The organism is Hominisplanchenecus faecis (assembly GCF_020687205.1).
GTDB lineage: Bacteria > Bacillota > Clostridia > Lachnospirales > Lachnospiraceae > Hominisplanchenecus > Hominisplanchenecus faecis.
This window is the reverse complement of sequence record NZ_JAJEQE010000059.1, coordinates 1-19,884: the sequence shown is the minus strand read 5'-3', so window position 1 is coordinate 19,884 and position 19,884 is coordinate 1. Positions and strand designations below refer to the sequence as shown.

General features: G+C 42.5%; 25 protein-coding genes, 1 tRNA gene and 1 pseudogene. 21 read left to right on the top strand and 6 right to left on the bottom strand.

Features of this window, described 5'->3' with window-relative positions:
* Positions 1-455: 455 nt before the first annotated feature.
* Positions 456-1,280 (bottom strand): bifunctional DNA-formamidopyrimidine glycosylase/DNA-(apurinic or apyrimidinic site) lyase, encoded by an 825-nt coding sequence (gene mutM, locus LKD42_RS13220; RefSeq protein WP_248835980.1) that lies wholly within the window; start codon positions 1,278-1,280, stop codon positions 456-458.
* A gap of 273 nt (positions 1,281-1,553) precedes the next feature.
* Between mutM and LKD42_RS13215 the strand changes: the two genes are divergently transcribed.
* Positions 1,554-2,816, top strand: coding sequence for a chloride channel protein (locus LKD42_RS13215; RefSeq protein WP_248835982.1), 1,263 nt, complete (start codon positions 1,554-1,556; stop codon positions 2,814-2,816).
* A 71-nt stretch (positions 2,817-2,887) separates the two neighbouring features.
* Here the strand turns inward: LKD42_RS13215 and LKD42_RS13210 are convergent, their stop codons facing one another.
* Complete coding sequence (locus LKD42_RS13210) at positions 2,888-3,109, bottom strand: hypothetical protein (RefSeq protein WP_022118414.1); 222 nt, start codon at positions 3,107-3,109, stop codon at positions 2,888-2,890.
* Between the two features lie 30 nt (positions 3,110-3,139).
* On the bottom strand, positions 3,140-3,649 hold the full coding sequence (locus LKD42_RS13205; RefSeq protein ID WP_248835979.1) for an HD domain-containing protein: 510 nt from the start codon (positions 3,647-3,649) through the stop codon (positions 3,140-3,142).
* A 446-nt stretch (positions 3,650-4,095) separates the two neighbouring features.
* Here LKD42_RS13205 and thiS point away from each other — a divergent pair, with 446 nt between their 5' ends.
* The 5 genes from thiS to LKD42_RS13180 all read left to right on the top strand — a co-directional run bounded on the left by thiS (position 4,096) and on the right by LKD42_RS13180 (position 7,631).
* Entirely contained in the window at positions 4,096-4,293 is a 198-nt protein-coding gene (gene thiS, locus LKD42_RS13200) for a sulfur carrier protein ThiS (RefSeq protein ID WP_147632903.1), read from the top strand.
* A gap of 2 nt (positions 4,294-4,295) precedes the next feature.
* Entirely contained in the window at positions 4,296-4,937 is a 642-nt protein-coding gene (gene thiF / locus LKD42_RS13195) for a sulfur carrier protein ThiS adenylyltransferase ThiF (RefSeq protein WP_248835978.1), read from the top strand.
* A gap of 62 nt (positions 4,938-4,999) precedes the next feature.
* Complete coding sequence (locus tag LKD42_RS13190) at positions 5,000-5,776, top strand: thiazole synthase (protein WP_248835977.1); 777 nt, start codon at positions 5,000-5,002, stop codon at positions 5,774-5,776.
* 12 nt (positions 5,777-5,788) lie between these two features.
* Complete coding sequence (thiH, locus tag LKD42_RS13185) at positions 5,789-7,003, top strand: 2-iminoacetate synthase ThiH (RefSeq protein ID WP_022118069.1); 1,215 nt, start codon at positions 5,789-5,791, stop codon at positions 7,001-7,003.
* Positions 6,996-7,631 carry a thiamine phosphate synthase gene (locus tag LKD42_RS13180; protein ID WP_147632899.1) on the top strand — a complete coding sequence of 212 codons (636 nt, stop codon included), beginning with the start codon at positions 6,996-6,998 and terminating at the stop codon, positions 7,629-7,631. The genes thiH and LKD42_RS13180 overlap by 8 nt, the downstream gene beginning before the upstream one ends.
* Before the next feature lie 72 nt (positions 7,632-7,703).
* Here the strand turns inward: LKD42_RS13180 and LKD42_RS13175 are convergent, their stop codons facing one another.
* The gene (locus LKD42_RS13175; RefSeq protein ID WP_248835976.1) at positions 7,704-8,996 is read right to left on the bottom strand and encodes an MATE family efflux transporter; all 1,293 of its coding nucleotides are present in this window, start codon (positions 8,994-8,996) and stop codon (positions 7,704-7,706) included.
* Positions 8,997-9,421: 425 nt separating this feature from the next.
* Between LKD42_RS13175 and LKD42_RS13170 the strand changes: the two genes are divergently transcribed.
* From LKD42_RS13170 to LKD42_RS13120, 10 genes and pseudogenes are all read left to right on the top strand, one after another.
* A complete protein-coding gene (locus tag LKD42_RS13170; RefSeq protein WP_022118072.1) occupies positions 9,422-9,712 on the top strand; it encodes a hypothetical protein in 291 nt (96 codons plus the stop codon).
* A 186-nt stretch (positions 9,713-9,898) separates the two neighbouring features.
* Positions 9,899-10,828: a type I restriction-modification system subunit M N-terminal domain-containing protein gene (locus LKD42_RS13160; protein WP_147632897.1), complete on the top strand. Its 930-nt coding sequence runs from the start codon at positions 9,899-9,901 to the stop codon at positions 10,826-10,828.
* A gap of 94 nt (positions 10,829-10,922) precedes the next feature.
* Complete coding sequence (locus LKD42_RS13155) at positions 10,923-11,087, top strand: hypothetical protein (RefSeq protein ID WP_178089311.1); 165 nt, start codon at positions 10,923-10,925, stop codon at positions 11,085-11,087.
* Positions 11,088-11,140: 53 nt separating this feature from the next.
* A complete protein-coding gene (locus LKD42_RS13150) occupies positions 11,141-11,422 on the top strand; it encodes a DUF7724 family protein (RefSeq protein ID WP_147632896.1) in 282 nt (93 codons plus the stop codon).
* A complete protein-coding gene (locus LKD42_RS13145) occupies positions 11,409-11,639 on the top strand; it encodes a DUF7723 family protein (protein WP_147632895.1) in 231 nt (76 codons plus the stop codon). Before LKD42_RS13150 ends, LKD42_RS13145 begins: the two co-directional genes overlap by 14 nt.
* Positions 11,632-11,913, top strand: a complete 282-nt coding sequence (locus LKD42_RS13140) for a DUF4160 domain-containing protein (RefSeq protein ID WP_147632894.1) — start codon at positions 11,632-11,634, stop codon at positions 11,911-11,913. The genes LKD42_RS13145 and LKD42_RS13140 overlap by 8 nt, the downstream gene beginning before the upstream one ends.
* Positions 11,914-11,918: 5 nt before the next feature.
* The gene (locus LKD42_RS13135; RefSeq protein ID WP_331464904.1) at positions 11,919-12,137 is read left to right on the top strand and encodes a site-specific integrase; all 219 of its coding nucleotides are present in this window, start codon (positions 11,919-11,921) and stop codon (positions 12,135-12,137) included.
* 3 nt (positions 12,138-12,140) lie between these two features.
* Positions 12,141-12,530: pseudogene (locus LKD42_RS13130) on the top strand (type I restriction enzyme endonuclease domain-containing protein); the annotation flags it as partial.
* A gap of 106 nt (positions 12,531-12,636) precedes the next feature.
* Entirely contained in the window at positions 12,637-13,185 is a 549-nt protein-coding gene (gene spoVT / locus LKD42_RS13125; protein WP_022118073.1) for a stage V sporulation protein T, read from the top strand.
* Between the two features lie 173 nt (positions 13,186-13,358).
* On the top strand, positions 13,359-14,663 hold the full coding sequence (locus tag LKD42_RS13120; protein ID WP_248835975.1) for an MATE family efflux transporter: 1,305 nt from the start codon (positions 13,359-13,361) through the stop codon (positions 14,661-14,663).
* On the opposite strand, the gene LKD42_RS13115 is transcribed toward LKD42_RS13120, so the two are convergent.
* Positions 14,642-15,214 (bottom strand): M15 family metallopeptidase, encoded by a 573-nt coding sequence (locus tag LKD42_RS13115; RefSeq protein ID WP_215659158.1) that lies wholly within the window; start codon positions 15,212-15,214, stop codon positions 14,642-14,644. The two genes, LKD42_RS13120 and LKD42_RS13115, sit on opposite strands and share 22 nt — an antisense overlap.
* Before the next feature lie 60 nt (positions 15,215-15,274).
* Complete coding sequence (locus LKD42_RS13110) at positions 15,275-16,741, bottom strand: nicotinate phosphoribosyltransferase (protein ID WP_022117947.1); 1,467 nt, start codon at positions 16,739-16,741, stop codon at positions 15,275-15,277.
* Positions 16,742-16,950: 209 nt separating this feature from the next.
* Between LKD42_RS13110 and LKD42_RS13105 the strand changes: the two genes are divergently transcribed.
* The 5 genes from LKD42_RS13105 (at position 16,951) to LKD42_RS13085 (ending at position 19,713) form a co-directional block, all read left to right on the top strand.
* Positions 16,951-17,022: transfer RNA gene (locus LKD42_RS13105), tRNA-Gln, on the top strand.
* Positions 17,023-17,231: 209 nt separating this feature from the next.
* A complete protein-coding gene (locus tag LKD42_RS13100; protein ID WP_147632890.1) occupies positions 17,232-17,936 on the top strand; it encodes an acyl-[acyl-carrier-protein] thioesterase in 705 nt (234 codons plus the stop codon).
* 90 nt (positions 17,937-18,026) lie between these two features.
* On the top strand, positions 18,027-18,860 hold the full coding sequence (locus LKD42_RS13095; RefSeq protein ID WP_248835974.1) for a CvfB family protein: 834 nt from the start codon (positions 18,027-18,029) through the stop codon (positions 18,858-18,860).
* Positions 18,861-19,051: 191 nt separating this feature from the next.
* A complete protein-coding gene (locus LKD42_RS13090; protein WP_022118134.1) occupies positions 19,052-19,426 on the top strand; it encodes a RidA family protein in 375 nt (124 codons plus the stop codon).
* Between the two features lie 47 nt (positions 19,427-19,473).
* Positions 19,474-19,713, top strand: coding sequence for a hypothetical protein (locus LKD42_RS13085; RefSeq protein ID WP_022118133.1), 240 nt, complete (start codon positions 19,474-19,476; stop codon positions 19,711-19,713).
* Positions 19,714-19,884 lie beyond the last annotated feature (171 nt).

Genomic DNA, 19,884 nt, shown 5'->3' with positions numbered 1-19,884 from the left:
AAACCTCACGACGGAAGCCTTGCTACCGTCAGAGCGATTTGTTTTCGAATTCATCATGGCTGTATTATTTTACGCACTATTTTTTACGATACCATTCGTTTGCACATTGCCAAAAGCTCTTAGCCTGACCGCTGTCGCCTAAGCAAAAGGCTTCCGCAAACCACAAGTATTTGCTGAGCATACCTTCCTTTTACATAGTATAACCGGTTAGGCAGGCGGTGTGGAAGGTTGTTTCCTGCCAGCGTGTAAAATATGATATGAAGTATTTTTAAAAACTATGGCTGTTCAAAAACGTACGGCAATGTGCAAAATGAACAATTCCCAAGAAGGCACTTTTGCGTGTCCTTCGGGGAATTCGTTCATTTGCACATGCAATACTGCTCATTTGTAAACAGTATTTTAAAACACCTGACATTTCCATTCCTTACACCTGCCAGGAAACCAACGGTCAATTTTTATTGTTGACATCTCTCACAGTACACACTGCTTCTGCCGCCGATCGTGGTGCGGCAAAGGGTGCTGCCGCAAACCGGGCATGGTTCTCCGCTGTGTCCGTAAATTCTAAGAAACGGTGTATTTCGATAATCTTTCCCTTTTGTCTCCAGATAATCTTCCGCAGAAATCGCATTTTTCTCAATAAAATATTCCAGGCGTTCCGGGATCGTAACAGCAAGGCATTTCCATTCTTTGTCTGTTAAGCTGTTTGCCGGGCGGGACGGAAGAATTTTCGCAGCAAATAAAATTTCATCCGAATAGATATTTCCAATTCCGGCGATGATGCTCTGATCGAGCAGGCAGGTCTTGATCGCTTTTTTTCGTATGCCCAGATATGTCTTTAAATAGTCTGCGGAAAGTTTGGGATCAAATGGTTCGATTCCAAGCTTGGCAATTCCGCTGAACGTATCTTTTTCCTCCTTTTTCAGAAACCAGAAACGACCAAATCGCCGCATGTCAGAAAAGAGCAGTTTCTGTCCCTGATCAAAGTGAAAGATCAGGTGTGTGTACTTTTCTTCCGGGTAGTTTTTTGGTGTGAACAGAAGGCCTCCGGTCATACGAAGATGCAGGATCACACGGTCACCGCTTTTCATACAGATGATCAGAAATTTTCCGCGGCGTTGTATATGTGAAACCATCTGTCCGGTCAGTCCGAGGCAAAAATCATCCACGGAAGGGTAAGCGACTGCATCTTTGTGATTTACAGTAACTTTTTCAATGGTGCGGTTTTGAAGCTGTGGCTCCAGAACACGGCGTATCGTTTCTACTTCTGGTAATTCCGGCATGTCAGATGTCCTCTCTATCTTCTGATTTTTTATTTAAATTATTATACTGCTTTTCCTTTGAACTTACCATTATAAAAATAAAGAGAATGACATCGACATACCAAATACGAATAACACACTCACTTGCAATATTGCCCAGCACTTGATTGTTCCGCAAATTGACAGGAGTTTACTTAAGGTATAGAATGAAAATGATTCATGCAAAAGACATGAAAAATTTCAAAGGAGAGAAAAAAGGTGGAAGAAAAACAGGAAAATCTCCTGCAAAATACCATGCAGGAAAAAGCAAAGTATTACGGAAACCGGATCTGGCGTGATATGTCAAGCCTTGGAAAATGGCTGATCCTTGCAGTTGTGACCGGCTGTATTGTTGGTGCTGCGAGCAGTTTGTTTTCCTATGTTCTGAAAACCGTGACCAATGTCCGGGAAGAGCACTTATGGATCTTTTATCTGCTTCCGGTGTCCGGTCTGATCATCGTATTTTTGTATCAGAAATTCGGAAAAGATGACGGAGGTCCGAATCAGGTGTTTATGACGATCCGTTCCAAAGATGATGTACCGCTCAAATCGGCACCGCTTATTTTTATATCAACTGCCCTTACACATCTGACTGGCGGATCAGCCGGACGAGAAGGTGCAGTGATCCAGCTTGGCGGCAGTATCGGAAATCAGCTTGGACGTATGCTGCCACTGGATGAAGAGGACCGTCACGTTATGGTAATGTGCGGTATGAGTGCCGCTTTTGCAGCATTGTTTGGAACACCGATGGCAGCAGCCGTCTTTGCGATGGAGGTAGTCAGTGTTGGTGTTATGTATTATACCGCACTGGTTCCTTGTATTATTGCATCTCTGATCGCGTCTGGATTTGCAGCATCCATGGGCATCAACCCGGAGGCCTTTCATGTGACGAGTATTCCGGCACTTACGATCGAAAGCGGAATCAAAATGGGTATCGTGGCACTTTGCTGTGCCGGACTCAGTATTTTGTTCTGCATGGCACTGAACGGGATTTCCGCTTTTTATGCGAAATATCTGAAAAACGTCTATGTCCGCGTTGTTGTTGCCAGCGTTGCAATTATCGTGATCACAAAGCTTCTCGGAACCACCGACTACATGGGAGCCGGTACCGGACTGATCGCACAGGCGATTGAACACGTAAATGTCAGAACACTCGATTTCTTCTGGAAACTGGTACTTACCGTACTGACCATGCGTGCCGGATTCCGTGGCGGAGAAATCGTGCCGTCGTTCTGTATCGGAGCCACTTTTGGCTGTGTCCTTGGACATATCCTGGGACTTTCCCCATCCATCTGTGCGGCAAGCGGAATGGTAGCACTGTTCTGTGGCGTGACAAACTGCCCGCTGACATCCATTTTGATTGCATTCGAGCTGTTTGGATTTGAAGGGGTTTCATACTATCTGATTGCAGTATCGATCAGTTATGCAGCATCCGGATATTATGGACTGTATAAAGATCAGACGATTGTGTATTCAAAATACAAAGCAAAATATGTGAACCATCATACGAAGATGTAAGAGGTATAAAAAAGCTGGCACTTTAACGAAGCATTATTATTGTAAAGTACCAGCTTTTTATAAAAATAAGATTATTCTGTAAAAGTATAGCGGACAATATATCCCTTGGAATCGCCGGTTGTTATAATAACATCCCCGGAAGTATTTTTGGATACATCCATTACCGGGAAAATTCCATGCTCTTTGACATAAGCTTCCGGGCTTTCTGCCTCTGCTTCGATAATTTCGTTTTGAGCATGTTTGGTTCCGCCGCAAGGATTGATCGTTTCGATGATAATTTCATATTCTTTCATGTTGAATCCCCCATTTCTGTACTCTGAAAATTATAATGTTTCATTCTCCAGACAGTTCTGATACATAGAACGGAGCAAAAATTTTCCGGTTTCTGTTCTAAATATCTTATCGTACATATTTTTGATATTATCTCCGGAAAAATGGCTTTCGTCCGCATTGACCAGATAGTCTGCTTCAATGATGATCTGATAGTCGATGCCATCAATCTGATCGAGCGTATGATGATGACTTACGAGAAAAGAGATTCGATCTGTAAAATCCTGCGGCAGATTTGAATCTTTAAAAAATTCTGCAATCAAAGCAGCACTTTCCTTTTCCTGATTTTTGCCGTTCGTATTTCCATATTTTACCCGACAGAGCGGGCAGGCAATATCGTGAACCAGAGCTGTCATTTCAACCAGTTTCTGAGTGTCCGGATCGAGCTGTTCTCCGTCTGCAATCATCTTTGCATAAGCGTAAACTTTCATGAAGTGATTGATGTCATGAAGATTTCCGTGAGAATAGTCGATCATCTTTTTTGCAGTTTCCAGTACCGTCACAGTGCTCACCTCCGTATGAAAAGATGTTGTGGTCAAAAGGTCTTTTGAACCTGGCATCATAAAATTGTTATAGCACAAAAATCACAGATTCTCAATAAAGCAGATGAAACAAATCAAAAAATGAAACAACAAAATTTGACATTTGATTCTCAATTTGCTATAGTTATATCGGTCAGAAAACAGAATATAACATAAATGAGAGTGAACGGGAGTTCATGAAGGGGTACACCACCGCGGGTGTATTTCTTTGTGAACTCTTTTTTATTATAGCGATGAGAAAAGGCAGCATGCTTGAACGTTGTATTCTGGCAATTTAGAAAACTTTGGCAATGTGCAAAATGAACAATTCCCAAGAAGGCACTTTTACGTGCCCTTCGGGGAATGTGTTCATTTGTACATTTCAAAAATATTCAAAAATATGCACAAATCTTGAAAGGAGGCACATTATGGTTACAATAAACGGCAACCAGACAACTCTTTCCACAGACCTCACAGTTGCAGAATATCTGGAGCAGAATAACTACCAGACAAACCGCATTGTTGTGGAATTAAATGAAGAAATTCTTCCGAAATATCTTTATTCGGAAACGAGATTAAAAGACGGCGACAGTATGGAGATCGTTACCTTTGTTGGAGGGGGCTGAAAATGAACGAGAAACTGACAAAAGAAGAAATCATGGCGGCACTAAACGAACGCCATTCTCCGGAAAAACAGGCATTGCTGTCAGAGGGGCGTGTGGCGATTGCAGGACTTGGCGGGCTTGGTTCCAATGTAGCATATGCACTTGCAAGAATCGGTGTCGGCCATCTGCATCTGATTGATTTTGATGTCGTGGATATCACAAACCTGAACCGTCAGCAATATTTTATGGAGCATCTGGGAATGTATAAAACGGATGCCCTGAAATCGTTGCTTCTGAAGATTAATCCGTATCTGGATATCCAGACGGACTGTGTAAAAGTGACAGAAGAAAATATTGTGGATCTGCTGAGGGACGATTCGATCATCTGCGAAGCGTTCGATCGGCCGGAAGCAAAAGCGATGCTGGTCAATGGTGTGCTGGAACATTTTCCGGAGAAAAAGCTGGTATCGGCAACCGGAATGGCAGGTTATGGCAGCAACAACACGATCCGTACGAAACGTCTGATGAAAAACTTTTATCTGTGCGGAGACGGTGTGACAGAGCCGGAGTACGGAAATGGTCTGATGGCACCGCGTGTGGCAATCTGTGCGGCACACGAAGCAAATATGATAACACGTCTGATATTAGGCGAAGAAGAAATCTGACAATGTTAAAAGAAAAAGATGCCATACGAGGGCGTTAATGTTATGTAAAGAAAGGAAAAATCATGAACACAAAAGACGATAAATTTATTCTGGGAGGACACGAGTTTACTTCCCGTTTTATTTTAGGATCCGGAAAATTTTCACTGGATCTTGTAAAAGCCTGTATTGAAAAAGCAGATGCGCAGATCATCACACTGGCTCTGCGCCGTGCAAACGAAGGCGGTCTGGCCAATATTCTGGATTATATTCCGGATGATGTCACACTGCTTCCGAATACTTCCGGGGCAAGAAATGCAAAGGAAGCGATCCGCATCGCAAGACTGTCAAGAGAACTCGGATGCGGCGATTTCGTGAAAGTTGAAGTGGTACATGATTCAAAATATCTGCTTCCGGACAATTATGAGACGATCAAAGCGACCGAGATTCTGGCAAAAGAAGGATTTGTTGTCATGCCGTACATGTATCCGGATCTGAACGCAGCAAGAGCACTTGCAGATGCCGGTGCAGCCTGCATTATGCCGCTTGGTGCACCGATCGGTTCCAACAAAGGACTGTGCACGAAAGAATTTATCCAGATCCTGATTGATGAGATGGAGCTTCCGATCATTGTAGATGCTGGTATCGGACGTCCTTCCCAGGCATGTGAGGCGATGGAAATGGGTGCAGCTGCGGTTATGGCAAACACAGCGATCGCAACGGCAGGCGATGTTCCGGCGATGGCAGAAGCATTTAAAAAGGCAATCGAAGCCGGAAGAAGTGCATACCTTTCCGGGCTTGGCAGAACGATCGAACGTGGCGCAAGTGCATCTTCTCCGCTGACCGGATTTCTGCAGGATTAGGAGGCAGCCACTATGGAAAACACGCATGTAAATGAAAGTATTTTAAGTGCTGAAATTCTGGAAGACCAGAAAAAAAACCGCATCGACCATATGAAATACCTGAAAGGCATGGAAGATATCGGTTCCGAAGTCCTGGATAAAGTAGTCAGCGAAATGGAAGCTTATGATTATGATAAATATAACGAAGCAGATGTAAGAAGAGCACTGGCACACAGTGAGCGTACTCCGGAGGATTTCAGGGCACTTTTATCACCGGCAGCTTTGCCGCTTCTTGAGGAGATTGCCCAGGCAGCCCAGGTGGAGACGAGAAAGCATTTCGGAAACAGCGTCTATATGTTCACTCCAATCTACATTGCAAACTACTGTGAAAATTATTGTATTTATTGTGGATTCAACTGCCACAATAAGATCAACCGTGCACAGTTAAATGCAGAAGAAATCGAAAAAGAAATGGCAGCGATCGCAAAAACCGGTCTGCAGGAAATTCTGATCCTGACCGGCGAGAGCCGCAGCAAATCTACCGTGGAATATATCGGAGAAGCCTGCAAGATCGCACAGAAATATTTCAAGGTGATCGGTCTTGAGATTTATCCGGTCAATTCTGATGAATACGCTTATCTTCACGAATGTGGAGCAGATTATGTAACAGTATTTCAGGAAACGTACAATTCCGATAAATACGAGACGCTGCATCTGGCAGGACACAAACGCATTTATCCGTACCGTGTCAATGCTCAGGAGCGTGCATTGATGGGCGGCATGCGAGGCGTTGGATTCGGAGCACTGTTAGGTCTGGATGATTTCCGCAAAGATGCATTTGCGACCGGTTATCATGCATGGCTTTTACAGAGAAAATATCCGCATGCAGAAATTGCATTTTCCTGTCCGCGGCTTCGCCCGATCATCAACAACGACCGCATCAATCCGATGGATGTCCATGAACGACAGCTTCTGCAGGTAGTCTGTGCCTATCGTCTGTTTATGCCGTTTGCGAGCATCACCGTATCGACAAGAGAATGTGCGAGAGTCCGTGACAATCTGGTCGGAATCGCAGCAACCAAGATTTCAGCGGGCGTCAGTACAGGAATCGGCAGCCACGTGGAAGATATCGAGGACAAAGGGGACGATCAGTTCGAAATTTCCGACGGCAGATCGGTCGAAGAAGTTTACGATGCATTATTAGCACATGATCTTCAGCCGGTGATGTCGGATTATATCTATGTATAGGGAATATGGTCAGGTTGTGGCAGTTACAAACCGCAGCCTGACAGAGCGTCCTTTTCTGGAACAGATCCGCAGAGTCTGTGAAATGCATCCGGATGCGTTGATCCTGCGGGAAAAAGATCTCTCAGAAAAAGAATATGAAGAACTGGCGAAGAAAGTGATGGCAATCTGTGCAGAATATAAGGTTCCGTGTATTTTGCATACATTCTGGAGAGTCGCAGAAAAACTGAAATGTGATACCGTACATCTGCCGCTTCCGATTCTGCGTCAGTTTGTTCTGGAAAAACAAAATCAGAAAAATCAAAAATACCGGGAGTCTCAGAATTTGAGTATACCGGAGAGCCAGAGAGAGATTATCCGGAAAATCGGCACATCCGTCCATTCTACGGAGCAGGCACAGGAAGCACAGGAACTTGGTGCGTCCTACGTGACGGCAGGGCATATTTATGCGACGGACTGCAAAAAAGGACTGCAGCCACGGGGACTTGATTTTTTACGTCAGGTCTGTGCTGCAGTCGATCTTCCGGTGTATGCCATCGGTGGGATTAAATTTGATGAGACTCAGTGGATGAGCCTGAAAGAGTGTGGTGCAGCCGGAGGCTGCATTATGTCAGGGATGATGAAAGCATAATAATCTGCAATTTTTCATTGCAGGTTGAAGCATTTGCTGTATTCTTCATCGCTGACCGGAAGGTGCAAGGTGTCATTTTTTTGTGTACGGCAGAAACTTATATAAGACCAGGATTGTCACAAACGTCAGTATTTCAGATGCAAGAAAAGATATCCACACGCCGTCGATGCCGAACCGCCTGGAAAGAAGGATCGCACAGATGGTGATCGCAACGGCTCCTCGCATAACAGATCCGACGATTGCCGGCAGGCTGTCATCAACCGCTGAAAAATAAGACACCAGCAAAATGTTGATCCCGGCGAGCAGAAATCCGAGAAAATACAGTCTCATTCCACTCTGAGCATACGTGATAAGCTGAAGATTCTGTTCACTGTTAAAAATGGCGATCAGCGTATCGGTCATGCCCCATGCACAGATCACGACCAGTGCCTCTACAATCAGGCAGGTCAGGATGCCGTAGCGTAGGATTTTATGGACATCTTTGCTGTTTCCGGCACCGTAACTTTCACTGAAAAGCGGTTGTGTTCCCTGGGCGAGCCCATTAAAAACAGATACCGCAACGATTGAATAATTAGCTACCACACCGTAGGCTGCCACGCCGATATTTCCGGCAAGGTTTAACAGCAGCATATTGAAAACAGTTGTGATTACGGCTGAAGAAATTTCTCCGACAAACGCAGAAATACCAAGCTGGCAGCAGGAGATCAGATGCCGGAAAGACGGCACAGAAAGATGCATTGCTACCTGGCTTTTTTTACCGAAAAGGTGTGTGCTGCATACACTCATGGTAACTACCGGAGAGAGGGCAGTGGCAAGAGCGGCACCTGCCAGCCCCATGTTCATCGGAAACATGAAAATATAGTCAAACACAATGTTAAACAGGCTTCCGATAATCGATGCCAGCATGGCCCTTGACGGTGCGTCATCGTTTCTGGTAAATGCCGTGAACGTATGGTTTGACATAAAAAACGGCGATCCGAGCAGAACGATTCGAAGATAAACCGTTCCAAGTTTCACAAGATTTGCATCTGCACCGAGTATTTTCAGGATATTTGCCGGAAATAAAATTCCACACAGTACAAACGGAATGCTGAATAGAATACTCCACATCAGAGACTGTCCGAAATAGCAGTCCGCATTTTTACCTTTTGATTTTATGATGCAGTATCTTGTCGCAGAACCGATTCCGATCATTGCCCCGATTGCATACAGCACGCCGTAAACCGGCAGAATCAGATTCAGAACTGTCAGACCATTCGCACCGGAATGCAGCGAAATAAAAAAAGTATCTGCCAGAATATAGATCGATATACCGATCATTCCGGCCATACTCTGAGTCACATATTTAAAAAATTTTCTGAACATAATTTTAGATTCCTTTTTCATAGTTTTGTATATGATTGATTTCTATACTGAACTAAGGATCTAAAATAGGAATATATCTTCTGTTATGAAGAAACATCATGCTATTGCCTTTCTTTTTTAGAATATTCTAACGGTTCAGTTCCGTAAAGTCAATCTATTGTGTAAGGCTTTTGGCAAAGTAAAGACAGAGGATTGAAAAGTCATATTAGCAGACATGCAAATGTTGGAAATGAACGATTATGAGGCAACAAGGCAGATACAAATGATTTTCGAAAATTAGAAAATAACCCTTTATAAAAGAGAGAATATTCGATAAAATAGAACTACAGCAATTTCCCGGCACAAATCAAAGTATTTGTTGCCGGATATAAGAACAGTTACGAATCATTTACTGTTTCAATTTCAACATACAGGAGGATAAGAAAATGGCAATTCATTCAATTGATGCAGAAGATGATCAGTTTGCATACCGCTACGACACACAGCTGCTGATCGAAAGAAGAGACGAAGATCTGGATGAGGATGAAATTTCAGATTACATCACCGAACATTTCGAAGGAAACAGCCTGATCGCAGCCGGAGATGAAGATCTGGTAAAAATCCATTTCCATACAAATGAGCCATGGAAAATTTTAGAGTACTGCAACTCTGTGGGAGAAATCTTTGACATTGTCGTAGAAGATATGATCCGCCAGGCAAACGGTCAGCAGGGCTGAAAAAGATATTTATGAAGAGCGTTTATTCATCTCTTAAAAATGGTGGATAGACGCTCTTTTTTGATTGGTGATATTGTTGAATGTTTCTGTTCATGTTAAAATGAAAAAAAGTGGTTTCTCAAAATTAAAATGAAAGTTACGAGAGTTATACTTTGAAAGTAAACATTCAACATGGAGGAAGTTGTGATGGCTGAAAAAACAAACGCCAACATTGGATTCGAAAAACAACTGTGGGATGCAGCCTGTGTTTTGTGGGGACATATTCCGGCAGCAGAATACAGAAAAGTGATTATAGGATTGATTTTCCTTCGCTATATTTCTGCCACTTTTGATAAGCGTTATCAGGAGCTTGTTGAAGAAGGGGAAGGTTATGAAAAACTTCGTAAACAGGTATGTGTCCCAGAGAAAGATGATATCTTGGTTGGAAAAGATGGGGCAAGGTATTTTGAGGATATAGTAATCTATAAGCAGGATGAACAACCAGCACTGCTGTCTTCAATAGCAATATTAAGGGCAGATTGTAAGAAAACAATACCTGAGTTTTTATATTATACGTTAAAAACGCCTGCTGTAAAGAAAAATGTTCGAGATAATTATGGATCAGGTTCAGCAATACCAAGAATTGTATTAAAAGATTTTAAGAGGATGCCTTTTTCGTTCCCAAGTGTTGATGAACAACGAAAAATAACAGCACTTTGCTCTGCTATAGACTCAAAAATTCAAGTGAACAATGCTATAAACAAGAATTTACAGAACTACAAAGAAAGGATACATATTATGGAAGGAAGATTAATAGCATTTGTTATTTGGGTAATAATCGGCGTATTATTTATTGTAATGGGCATTTATGATTTTAATTCCAAGAAAGCAAAACCTTTCGGTTTTTGGGCAAATGCTGAGGTAGCGCCCATAGAAGATGTGAAAGGCTATAATCGTGCTTTGGGCATATTGTGGTGCGTGTATGGTGTTTTGTTTACGTTAATTGGATTGCCTTTATTAGATGGGCAGAATTCGGGTTTGATTATTATACCTATATTGGGTGCAATGCTTATTAGTATTGCGGCTATGGTAGCGTATGTAGTAGGTATTGAACCCAAATACCGCAAAAAGAAATAAATGGAAACTTCAAGTTTGGAGAATTGAGAAAATCGGAATTTTTAGAACAAAATATTTTATAAGATTAATGAGATTTTAAAAAGGAGGATTGGACATGAAAATTTTGAAAAGTATTCTTAATTATATTCCATTAGCCACGTTTATCATATTTGTGGTTACTGATGGTATTTTTTCTCTAACATCAGCATTAATTTTTGTTATTTCAACGATTGGTCCATTAATTAATTGGAAAAGGGAAAAAACAGAGATGAAGAATTGAGAAAATTCCAGTTTTGACCTGTGAAAATTATAATATAGTATAGGGGTGTTATAATGGATAATGATAGAGCTTATCTTAGCAACGATAAAGATATGATAAAATTTCAATACGGAGAGAAAATTATTCGATTTCGTGGTCCATATTCATTGGAGCGATTTACATCTGTGAAAGAATGGGACAATGGGTATATGGTGGTAATGGCAAAATATCAACATAACCAAGAGTCAGAAGAAGAATATATTGATTTAATTCCAATTTTAAAGGATTTATATATTGATGCTGTTCATTTTTTGAAGCCTATTAAGGAAGTGAGGTTAGCTTATGGACAAAATTAAGGAAATTGCAGATAAAGCAGATATGATTGTAAATGGTTATGCATTTACAAGAGAAAATGATCAGATTAGAATTTTAAATCTCAACAATCTTGACAAAGCATTGGTGATATCTGCGGATGGAAAGGTATTGGAAACCACTATGGATGACATTGAAATCCGTATTGTTTTGGATTATTGGAATAGTGACCGTGAATTTATGGAGGATGAAGATGCCTAAATATTATCAGGATAAAATATGTGGATATTATTTGTACTTTACCTCTTTTTGCACAGTTGAGTGTATGCATGTTCATGCAAGTGATCGAAAATTGACAGAAGAAGGCTCTGCGAAATTTTTTGTTAAAGACGATGGGAACACTGTTTTACAAAAACGTGGAATTTTAAATGATAGAGAAATAAGTAAGATACAGGAATATATCAAACGTCATTATAAAGAAATGTATATAAAATGGGCAGAATATAGCAGGAATGGCTTTTATAAGGGCAATTAAGACTAATCTCCCACCAACGGCGGGAGAGAGCCAACAGAACAGCCGTTGAAAAAATTCATCAACATAAATTCAGAAGAACACTTGCAACGATGGCGATTGACAAAGGAATGCCGATAGAGCAACTGCAACAGCTTTTGGGACATAAGCGGATTGATACAACCTTGCAATATGCAATGGTTAAGCAGAGTAATGTAAAACAAGCTCATAGGAAATATATAAGTTAGGGAGGCGAACAGTTAGGATTGACTGCAGATGAACTTGCTTTCTACGATGCTCTCACAAAACCGCAGGCGATTAAGGATTTTTATGAAAATGAAGAATTAATTGCCATTACAAAAGAACTTGCGGATACGCTTCGGAAAAACAGAACAATTGACTGGCAGAAACGAGATTCTGCAAGAGCAAGAATGCGTATGATGATAAAAAGACTTCTGAAAAAGCACAGGTATCCACCGGAAGGTATGGATGATGCAGTGCAGACGGTTATGACGCAGTGTGAACTGTGGACAGACAATAACGATATGGAATTGGCACAGAAAAGAACAGATATATATAGATATTCGCAAAAACCAGACTTGGGTAAAGTAGCAGAAGAATCTGTACCATATGGAAACTAATAAAAGCAAGAGTTAATTTTCACGCATAATTCCCTCATGTTTTCACATACTATCCATACAGTGCAAAATATGGAAAAGCATGAAGAATACAGGAGGAAACAGATAAATGAAAGCTACAGGAATTGTTCGGCGTATTGATGATCTGGGAAGAATTGTCATTCCAAAAGAAATCCGCAGAACATTGAGAATTAAAGAAGGAGATCCACTGGAGATTTTCACAGATCGCGAAGGAGAAGTAATTTTAAAAAAATATTCTCAGGTCGGAGAACTTGGAAAATTTGCCGCAGAATTTGCAGAATCACTTGCACAGACGAGCGGACACGGCGTATGCATCACAGACCGTGATCAGATCGTAGCGGCAGCAGGCGGCATGAAAAAAGAATATATCGGCAAAACGATCAGCGATGTGCTTGAAAATATGATCAACGAAAGAGAATCCATTCTCGCCGGGAAAACGCCAGAGCGTCATGTAGAACTCACCAATGGGGAAAGCAAACCGGATGTACCGCAGGTGATCACACCAATCCTCTGCGGAGGTGATGCGATCGGCTCGGTAATCCTCTCCGGAAAAGACCGAAGCGTCAAAATGGGCGAAACCGAAAACGCACTTGCGAAATGTGCAGCAGGATTTATGGGAAGACAAATGGAACAGTAAAGGCAAAGGCGTGTGAAAAAATGAAATTTTTTTCATGCGTCTTTTTGTCTGTGTTTAACTATTTACAGGGTATGGTAAGTGTGATATAACGAAGAGAGCTTCTCAGATATTGAAAAAAAGGTGCGGCATGAAGCACAGTTTATGTAAGAAATATGGAAGAGAGATAGTGGAGCATGGACACATCAGAATTTTACGGAAAAGAAAAAATCAGCCGCATTTTATTAAAAATCGCACCGCCTGTCATGCTGGCACAGCTAATCCAGGCACTTTATAACATAGTGGACAGCCTGTTTGTGGGCAAATATTCGGAGACAGGTCTGACGGCACTGTCCATTATTTATCCGCTTCAGCTGTTAATGATCGCCCTTGCGGTGGGGACGGGCGTCGGGATCAACACCGACATGGCATATTATTTCGGAATCCGCCAGGAGAAAAAAGCAGAAGAAGTGGCAGGCATAGGCACGCCGCTGGCAGTTTTTCTATGGATTGTTTTTGCAGCAGTCTGTTATCTGATCATGCCGTTTTATGCGAGGATTTCGACAAATTCAGAAGAAATCATACGAGATGTTGTCGTATATGGAAGAATCGTCTGCGTGGTCAGTATCGGACTGTTTACAGAAGGAGTCTGGAGCAAAATCCTGCAGGCACGCGGAGATATGAAAACGCCGATGGTGGCACAGATCGCCGGAGCGATCACGAATATTATTCTTGATCCGATCCTGATTTTCGGGATGTTTGGCATACATAAATTCGGAATCGCCGGTGCAGCGATCGCCACGGTGATCGGGCAGATCGTAGCGGCTCTTGTGGTCATGAGAAAAGCTTTTGTGAGATCACCGGAAAAATCCTGTTATCTGCCGCACATCAAAAGGATTTATCAGCTTGGGATACCGAACATTCTCATGCAGTCTGCGTACACGTTTTATATTTTCGGGCTGAATATGATCCTCGCAGGATTTTCGGATCAGGCGGTGACGGCACTTGGGCTGTATTACAAATGGCAGAGTTTTTTCTTTATTCCACTCGGAGCATTGCAGACCTGCATCGTACCGGTCATCAGCTTTAATTATGCGGCAAAAGATCAGGAGAGATGCAAAGCCGTGCTGAAAGAATCCCTGATCGCGGGAATGGCTCTGATGTTTCTTGGAACGCTGTGTTTTGAATTTCTGCCGGTTCAAATGCTTTCAACCTTTTCGAAAGATGCACAGGTGATTGCAATCGGAACGAACGGATTTCATTATATTGGAGTTGCATTTATCCCGATGGTCACTTCACTGATTTTTCCGGTGTATTTTCAGGCGATCGGCAGTGCAGTGAAAAGTTCGATCCTTACCGTTGTGAGGACAATGGTTTTGTTTGTTCCGCTTGGATATCTGTTTTCCAGGTTTGGACTGCAGTATTTCTGGCTGACCTTTCCAGTGACGGAAGTGCTCACAACACTGGTCGGATTTAAATTTTACCGTTCACAGCAGGCGTAGTATTCTTCCAGAACCTGCCCGGTGAGTGTCAGGCACAGAGCAAGGCTTCTAGTGACATACCGGATGTGCCATGGTTCCGCCGGGATCTTTGTCAGATGTTCTTTGCCTTTGGGATAACGTATGATAAAACCATAAAGAGGGGCATGGCGGGCAAGCCATCGCCCTTCTGTTGTTTCTGAAAAAGCCTGCGAAAGATTCAAAGAGACGGCCGGGCAGGATACATCAAGGGCCAGTCCGGTCTGATGTTCGCTGCATCCCGGCATGGCAGTTTCGCATAGAGATGAAGCGGCAGAAGATTTGCAGCAGGCCTTCTGATAGAGTATTTCCTGACGTTCGTAGCTGCGGTATCCGGAGATGCCATAGAGAAAAATCCCCTCTGCTTTGGCGGCATCAAAAAGCCGTTTTGCGTGTCTGGCAGCCCGGACTTCCAGAAAACGCTTCTCGTCCGAAGGATCTGCGGCAAATGCAATATCCGGTGCAGCCAGTGATGGCGGCACAAAATCTTCAGGCAGTCTGTTTTCACAGTTGACAAGCATTTCATAAGAAAACATAAAAAATCCCCTTCCTGTACTGAGAACAGTCTATGAAGGGGATTTCTCTTTTATGCCATCTTAGTATTCCAGAGCTTCCAGGCTCATTTTTTCGAGCAGATCCGATTTGATCTTGTAGAGCTTGTCTGAAAGGTCTACATAGACATGCTGCGGATTTGCGAAACGTTTTGTTTCATCCCAGATAGTATCGAGCTCTTTTTTGCTGTAATCACGGATTTTCATCACGCTTGGAGAATCATAAACACATTCGCCGTTTTTAAACACCGGAACAAGCAGCTCACGAAGTGTATAGGTATTTGCACGTACTTTTGTCTTTTTCCAGGTTTCCTGTGGGTCGAAAATGATCATATCTTTACTCTCGTCAAACGTTTCGTCGGCAAGACAGATCAGATCGGCACGGATCTTTCCGGTCGTTTTGCTGTAAATACGGTAGATCGTTTTGTTTCCAGGATTGGTAATCTTTTCAGTGTTCTCAGAAAGCTTGATCTTCGGAATAAATTCTCCGGTTTCTTTGTCTTCTACGGCAGCAAGTTTGTATACACCGCCGAAAGCAGGGCAATCCCTGGAAGTGATCATGTTGGTTCCGACACCCCAGGAAGTGATTTTACATCCCTGAGCTTTTAAACTCTCGATCAGATACTCATCCAGATCACTGGAAGCAGAAATATAAGCATCATCGAAGCCGGCGGCATCCAGCAGTTTTCTTGCCTGTTTGGACATATAAGCGAGGTCACCGCTGTCGAGACGGATTCCGTAATTTTTCAGCGGAATACCGGCATTTCGCATTTCTTCAAAAACACGGATTGCATTTGGCACGCCGGATTTTAACGTATCGTAAGTATCAACCAGCAGACAGCAGGCATCCGGATACATATTTGCATATGTTTTAAACGCAGTGTATTCATCCGGGAAACTCATGATCCAGCTGTGTGCATGCGTACCCTTTACCGGAACATCAAAAAGCTGTCCGGCAAGCACATTGGAAGTGCCGATGCATCCGCCGATCATGGCAGCTCTTGCACCATAAACACCGGCATCCGGACCCTGTGCACGACGCAGGCCAAACTCCATGATGCCATCACCTTTTGCAGCACAGACAACACGGGAAGCTTTTGTAGCAATCAGACTCTGGTGGTTGATGATCGTCAGAATAGCAGTCTCTACCAGCTGTGCCTCCATGATCGGGGCAACCACCTTGACCAGCGGCTCACGCGGGAAAACAACGGTGCCTTCCGGAATCGCATAAATATCACCGCTGAAACGGAAATCAGCCAGATAGTTCAGAAAATCTTCATCAAACGTGTTCAGGCTTCTCAGATAAGCGATATCCTCCTTGCTGAAACGAAGATTTTTAATATAATCAATTACCTGATCCAGTCCGGCAGCGATCGCATAGCCACCGTCGCATGGATTTTTGCGGTAAAAAGCATCAAAAACTACTTTCTCGGTATTCTGTGTTTTAAAATAGCCCTGCATCATCGTTAATTCATAGAAATCGGTCAGCAGGGTAAGATTCATAGTACTCATAGTTTCCTCCATTCTGCATACATTGGGGTTCTTTTCTTCCTGTTATAACACATCACGGGCTGGAAGAAAAGGGAAAATAAAAAAAGAGTAAAAAAGAGCAAATAAAAAAAGATTTAAAAAAGTTAAAAAAAGTGCTTGACATTTTATGAACGTTACTATATAATTCTCATTGTTGTGAGCAACAAAAACGCAACAGAGTAAAATAATGATGGGCTATCGCCAAATGGTAAGGCAACGGACTCTGACTCCGTCATTTCAAGGTTCGAATCCTTGTAGCCCAGTTAAAAAGGTTGTCTGCTAAGACAACCTTTTCTGCATATACAGAAAATAAAATGAGTTACCAGGCAAATGAAAATCAGGGCATCCGTTTGATAGCATCTCCCTCACCTACCGCTTAGTGCTCTGCACACTTAAAGCGGGGAAATGCTTCTCTGCGTTCAAAAAACAGGATGTTTGGTTTTAAAGATGCCACAAGATTCGGGAGGAACGTATGATTTATCAGTTTGACAGCAGGGTTCGTTACAGTGAAGTGGATGAAAATCGCAGGATTACACTTCTTTCTATATTAAATTATTTTCAGGACTGCAGCAGCTTTCATTCGGAAAAAATAGGCGTTGGGATTGATTATCTGAATAAAAGGCAGTGTGCATGGGTTCTGTCGTCCTGGCAGATCGTGCTTGGGGAGCTGCCGGTGTTTGGACAGGAGATCACCGTTCAGACATGGCCGTATTCTTTTAAAGGATTTCTTGGTGAAAGGAATTTCTGTATCCGGGATGAAAAAGGCGAAAAACTTGCCTGGGCAAATACGTTGTGGACTTATGTTGATTTAAAGACCGGACATCCGACCAGAGTTCCGAAAGAGGAGCAGGAAGCGTATGTGCTGCACGAAAAGCTGGATATGGATTATGCACCGCGAAAAATTGCACTTCCGGAAAAAATGGAAAAGAAAGAGAGCTTTCTGATCGTGAAACATCACATTGATACAAATCATCATGTCAACAACGGACAATATGTGCAGATGGCGATGGAGTTTCTGCCGGATGATTTCCGGATCTCCCAGATGCGTGCAGAATATAAAAAGGCAGCACTTCTCGGTGATATGGTTGTGCCTTATATTAATATAGAAGAGAAAAAATGTACCGTGTTGCTGTGTGATGAGACACAGAAACCGTATGCAGTGGTAGAATTTCAGTAACTGTTCAGCAGGTAGTATCCTGTGAAGGTAATGAACAGTTACGAATTTCAGAACAAATAAACAGGAATACAAAAAACGAGGAGAAAGAATATGTTTCATTTAGGAGAAAGCCAGGAACTTTATGTAGTAAAAGAAGTAGGATTTGGAATTTATCTCGGAGAAGAGGAAAATGCGACTGAAAAAGTACTGCTTCCAAAGAAAGAAGTTCCGGAAGGCATCAAGGCAGGAGATATATTAGAAGTATTTTTATATAAAGATTCGCAGGATCGGCTGATTGCAACGACACGTACGCCGAAAGTCCGTCTGGGAGAAACAGCCGTGCTTCGCGTCGCTGATACAGGAAAAATCGGTGCATTTCTGGACTGGGGACTGGAAAAGGATCTGTTTCTTCCATATAAAGAGCAGACAAAGCGTGTGCAGCCGGGGGAAAAGTGTCTGGCGGCACTTTACATTGATAAGAGCAGCCGACTCTGTGCCACGATGAAAGTGTATGAATATCTGAGAAAAGATTCTCCATATCAGAGAGACGATAAAGTAAGCGGTCGTATTTATGAGATCAGCGAGAACTTCGGTGTTTTTGTGGCAGTGGATGACTGTTATTCCGGTCTGATCCCGGCAAAAGAAGCACAAGGCAAATACCGCGTGGGCGATATTTTAAATCTTCGTGTGACGAGAGTGCAGGAAGATGGCAAACTGGATCTTTCGGATAAAGAAAAGATTCCGCAGCAGATGGAAAAAGATGCAGAAGCCGTGATGAAGGTGATTGAAGAATTTGAAGGCGTACTTCCGTTTAACGATAAAGTTTCACCGGAGATTATCAAAAGAGAATTCGGACTCAGTAAGAATGCATTTAAACGTGCTGTTGGAAGACTGTTGAAACAGGGACGTATCGAAATCACAGAAAATCGCATCATAAAACGGTAAAAACGCACAATAATTCTTTGAGAATCAAACAATTTAAAGATAGGCATTAAACATTATGCCATATTTTCCCGCGATTTTTTCACGAAAAATTTGCTTGCGTCGTTTGAAAACTGAATTTATAATAGGAAATGAAAAAAAGATAGAAACATCTTTATCAGCAAAGAGCATACATTTGTTAGGAGGGCATGAGCATGAAGAAAGCAATCAGTACAGACAAAGCTCCTGCAGCAATTGGACCATATTCACAGGCGATAGAAGTAAACGGTATGGTATATACATCCGGAGTGATTCCAGTTGTTCCATCAACAGGCGAGATCCCAGAAGGTGCAGCCGCACAGGCAGATCAGGCGATCGGCAATCTGGCAGCACTGTTAAAAGAAGCCGGTACTTCCACAGAAAACGTGGTAAAGACAACCGTATTTATTAAAAATATGGAAGACTTTGGTACCATCAATGAAGTTTATGCAAAATATTTCACCGGTACCTATCCGGCACGTTCCTGTGTTGAAGTTGCGAGACTGCCAAAAGATGTCCTGATCGAGATCGAGGCAATCGCAATCAAATAAATAGAATAATCACTTTTCAACATTTTTATCTGAAAGGAGAATGAATTATGAAAGTAATGGGAATTAAAGATATTGATAAATTTTTTGAGGTAGTAGACAGCTGCAAAGGAAAAGTAGAGCTTGTAACAGGCGAAGGTGACAGACTGAATCTGAAATCTAAGCTGTCACAGTATGTATCTCTGGCAAATATCTTCTCAAACGGCGAAATTCCGGAACTGGAGATCGTTGCATACGAAAAAGAAGATATTGATAAACTGATGGATTACATGATCAGCCGCAACAACTGATTGTATAACAATAAGTAAAAATCAAAATCAAGGCAGTCGGGCAACGCCCGGCTGTTTTTTTATCTTAGTCGGAGAAGACTCCCACTTCTATAAGTGGCGAGCAACAAATTTGTCTTAGTGGGAGTGCAATCTCCGACTAAGATAAACGCTCCGCGAGGATGCACAGCGATT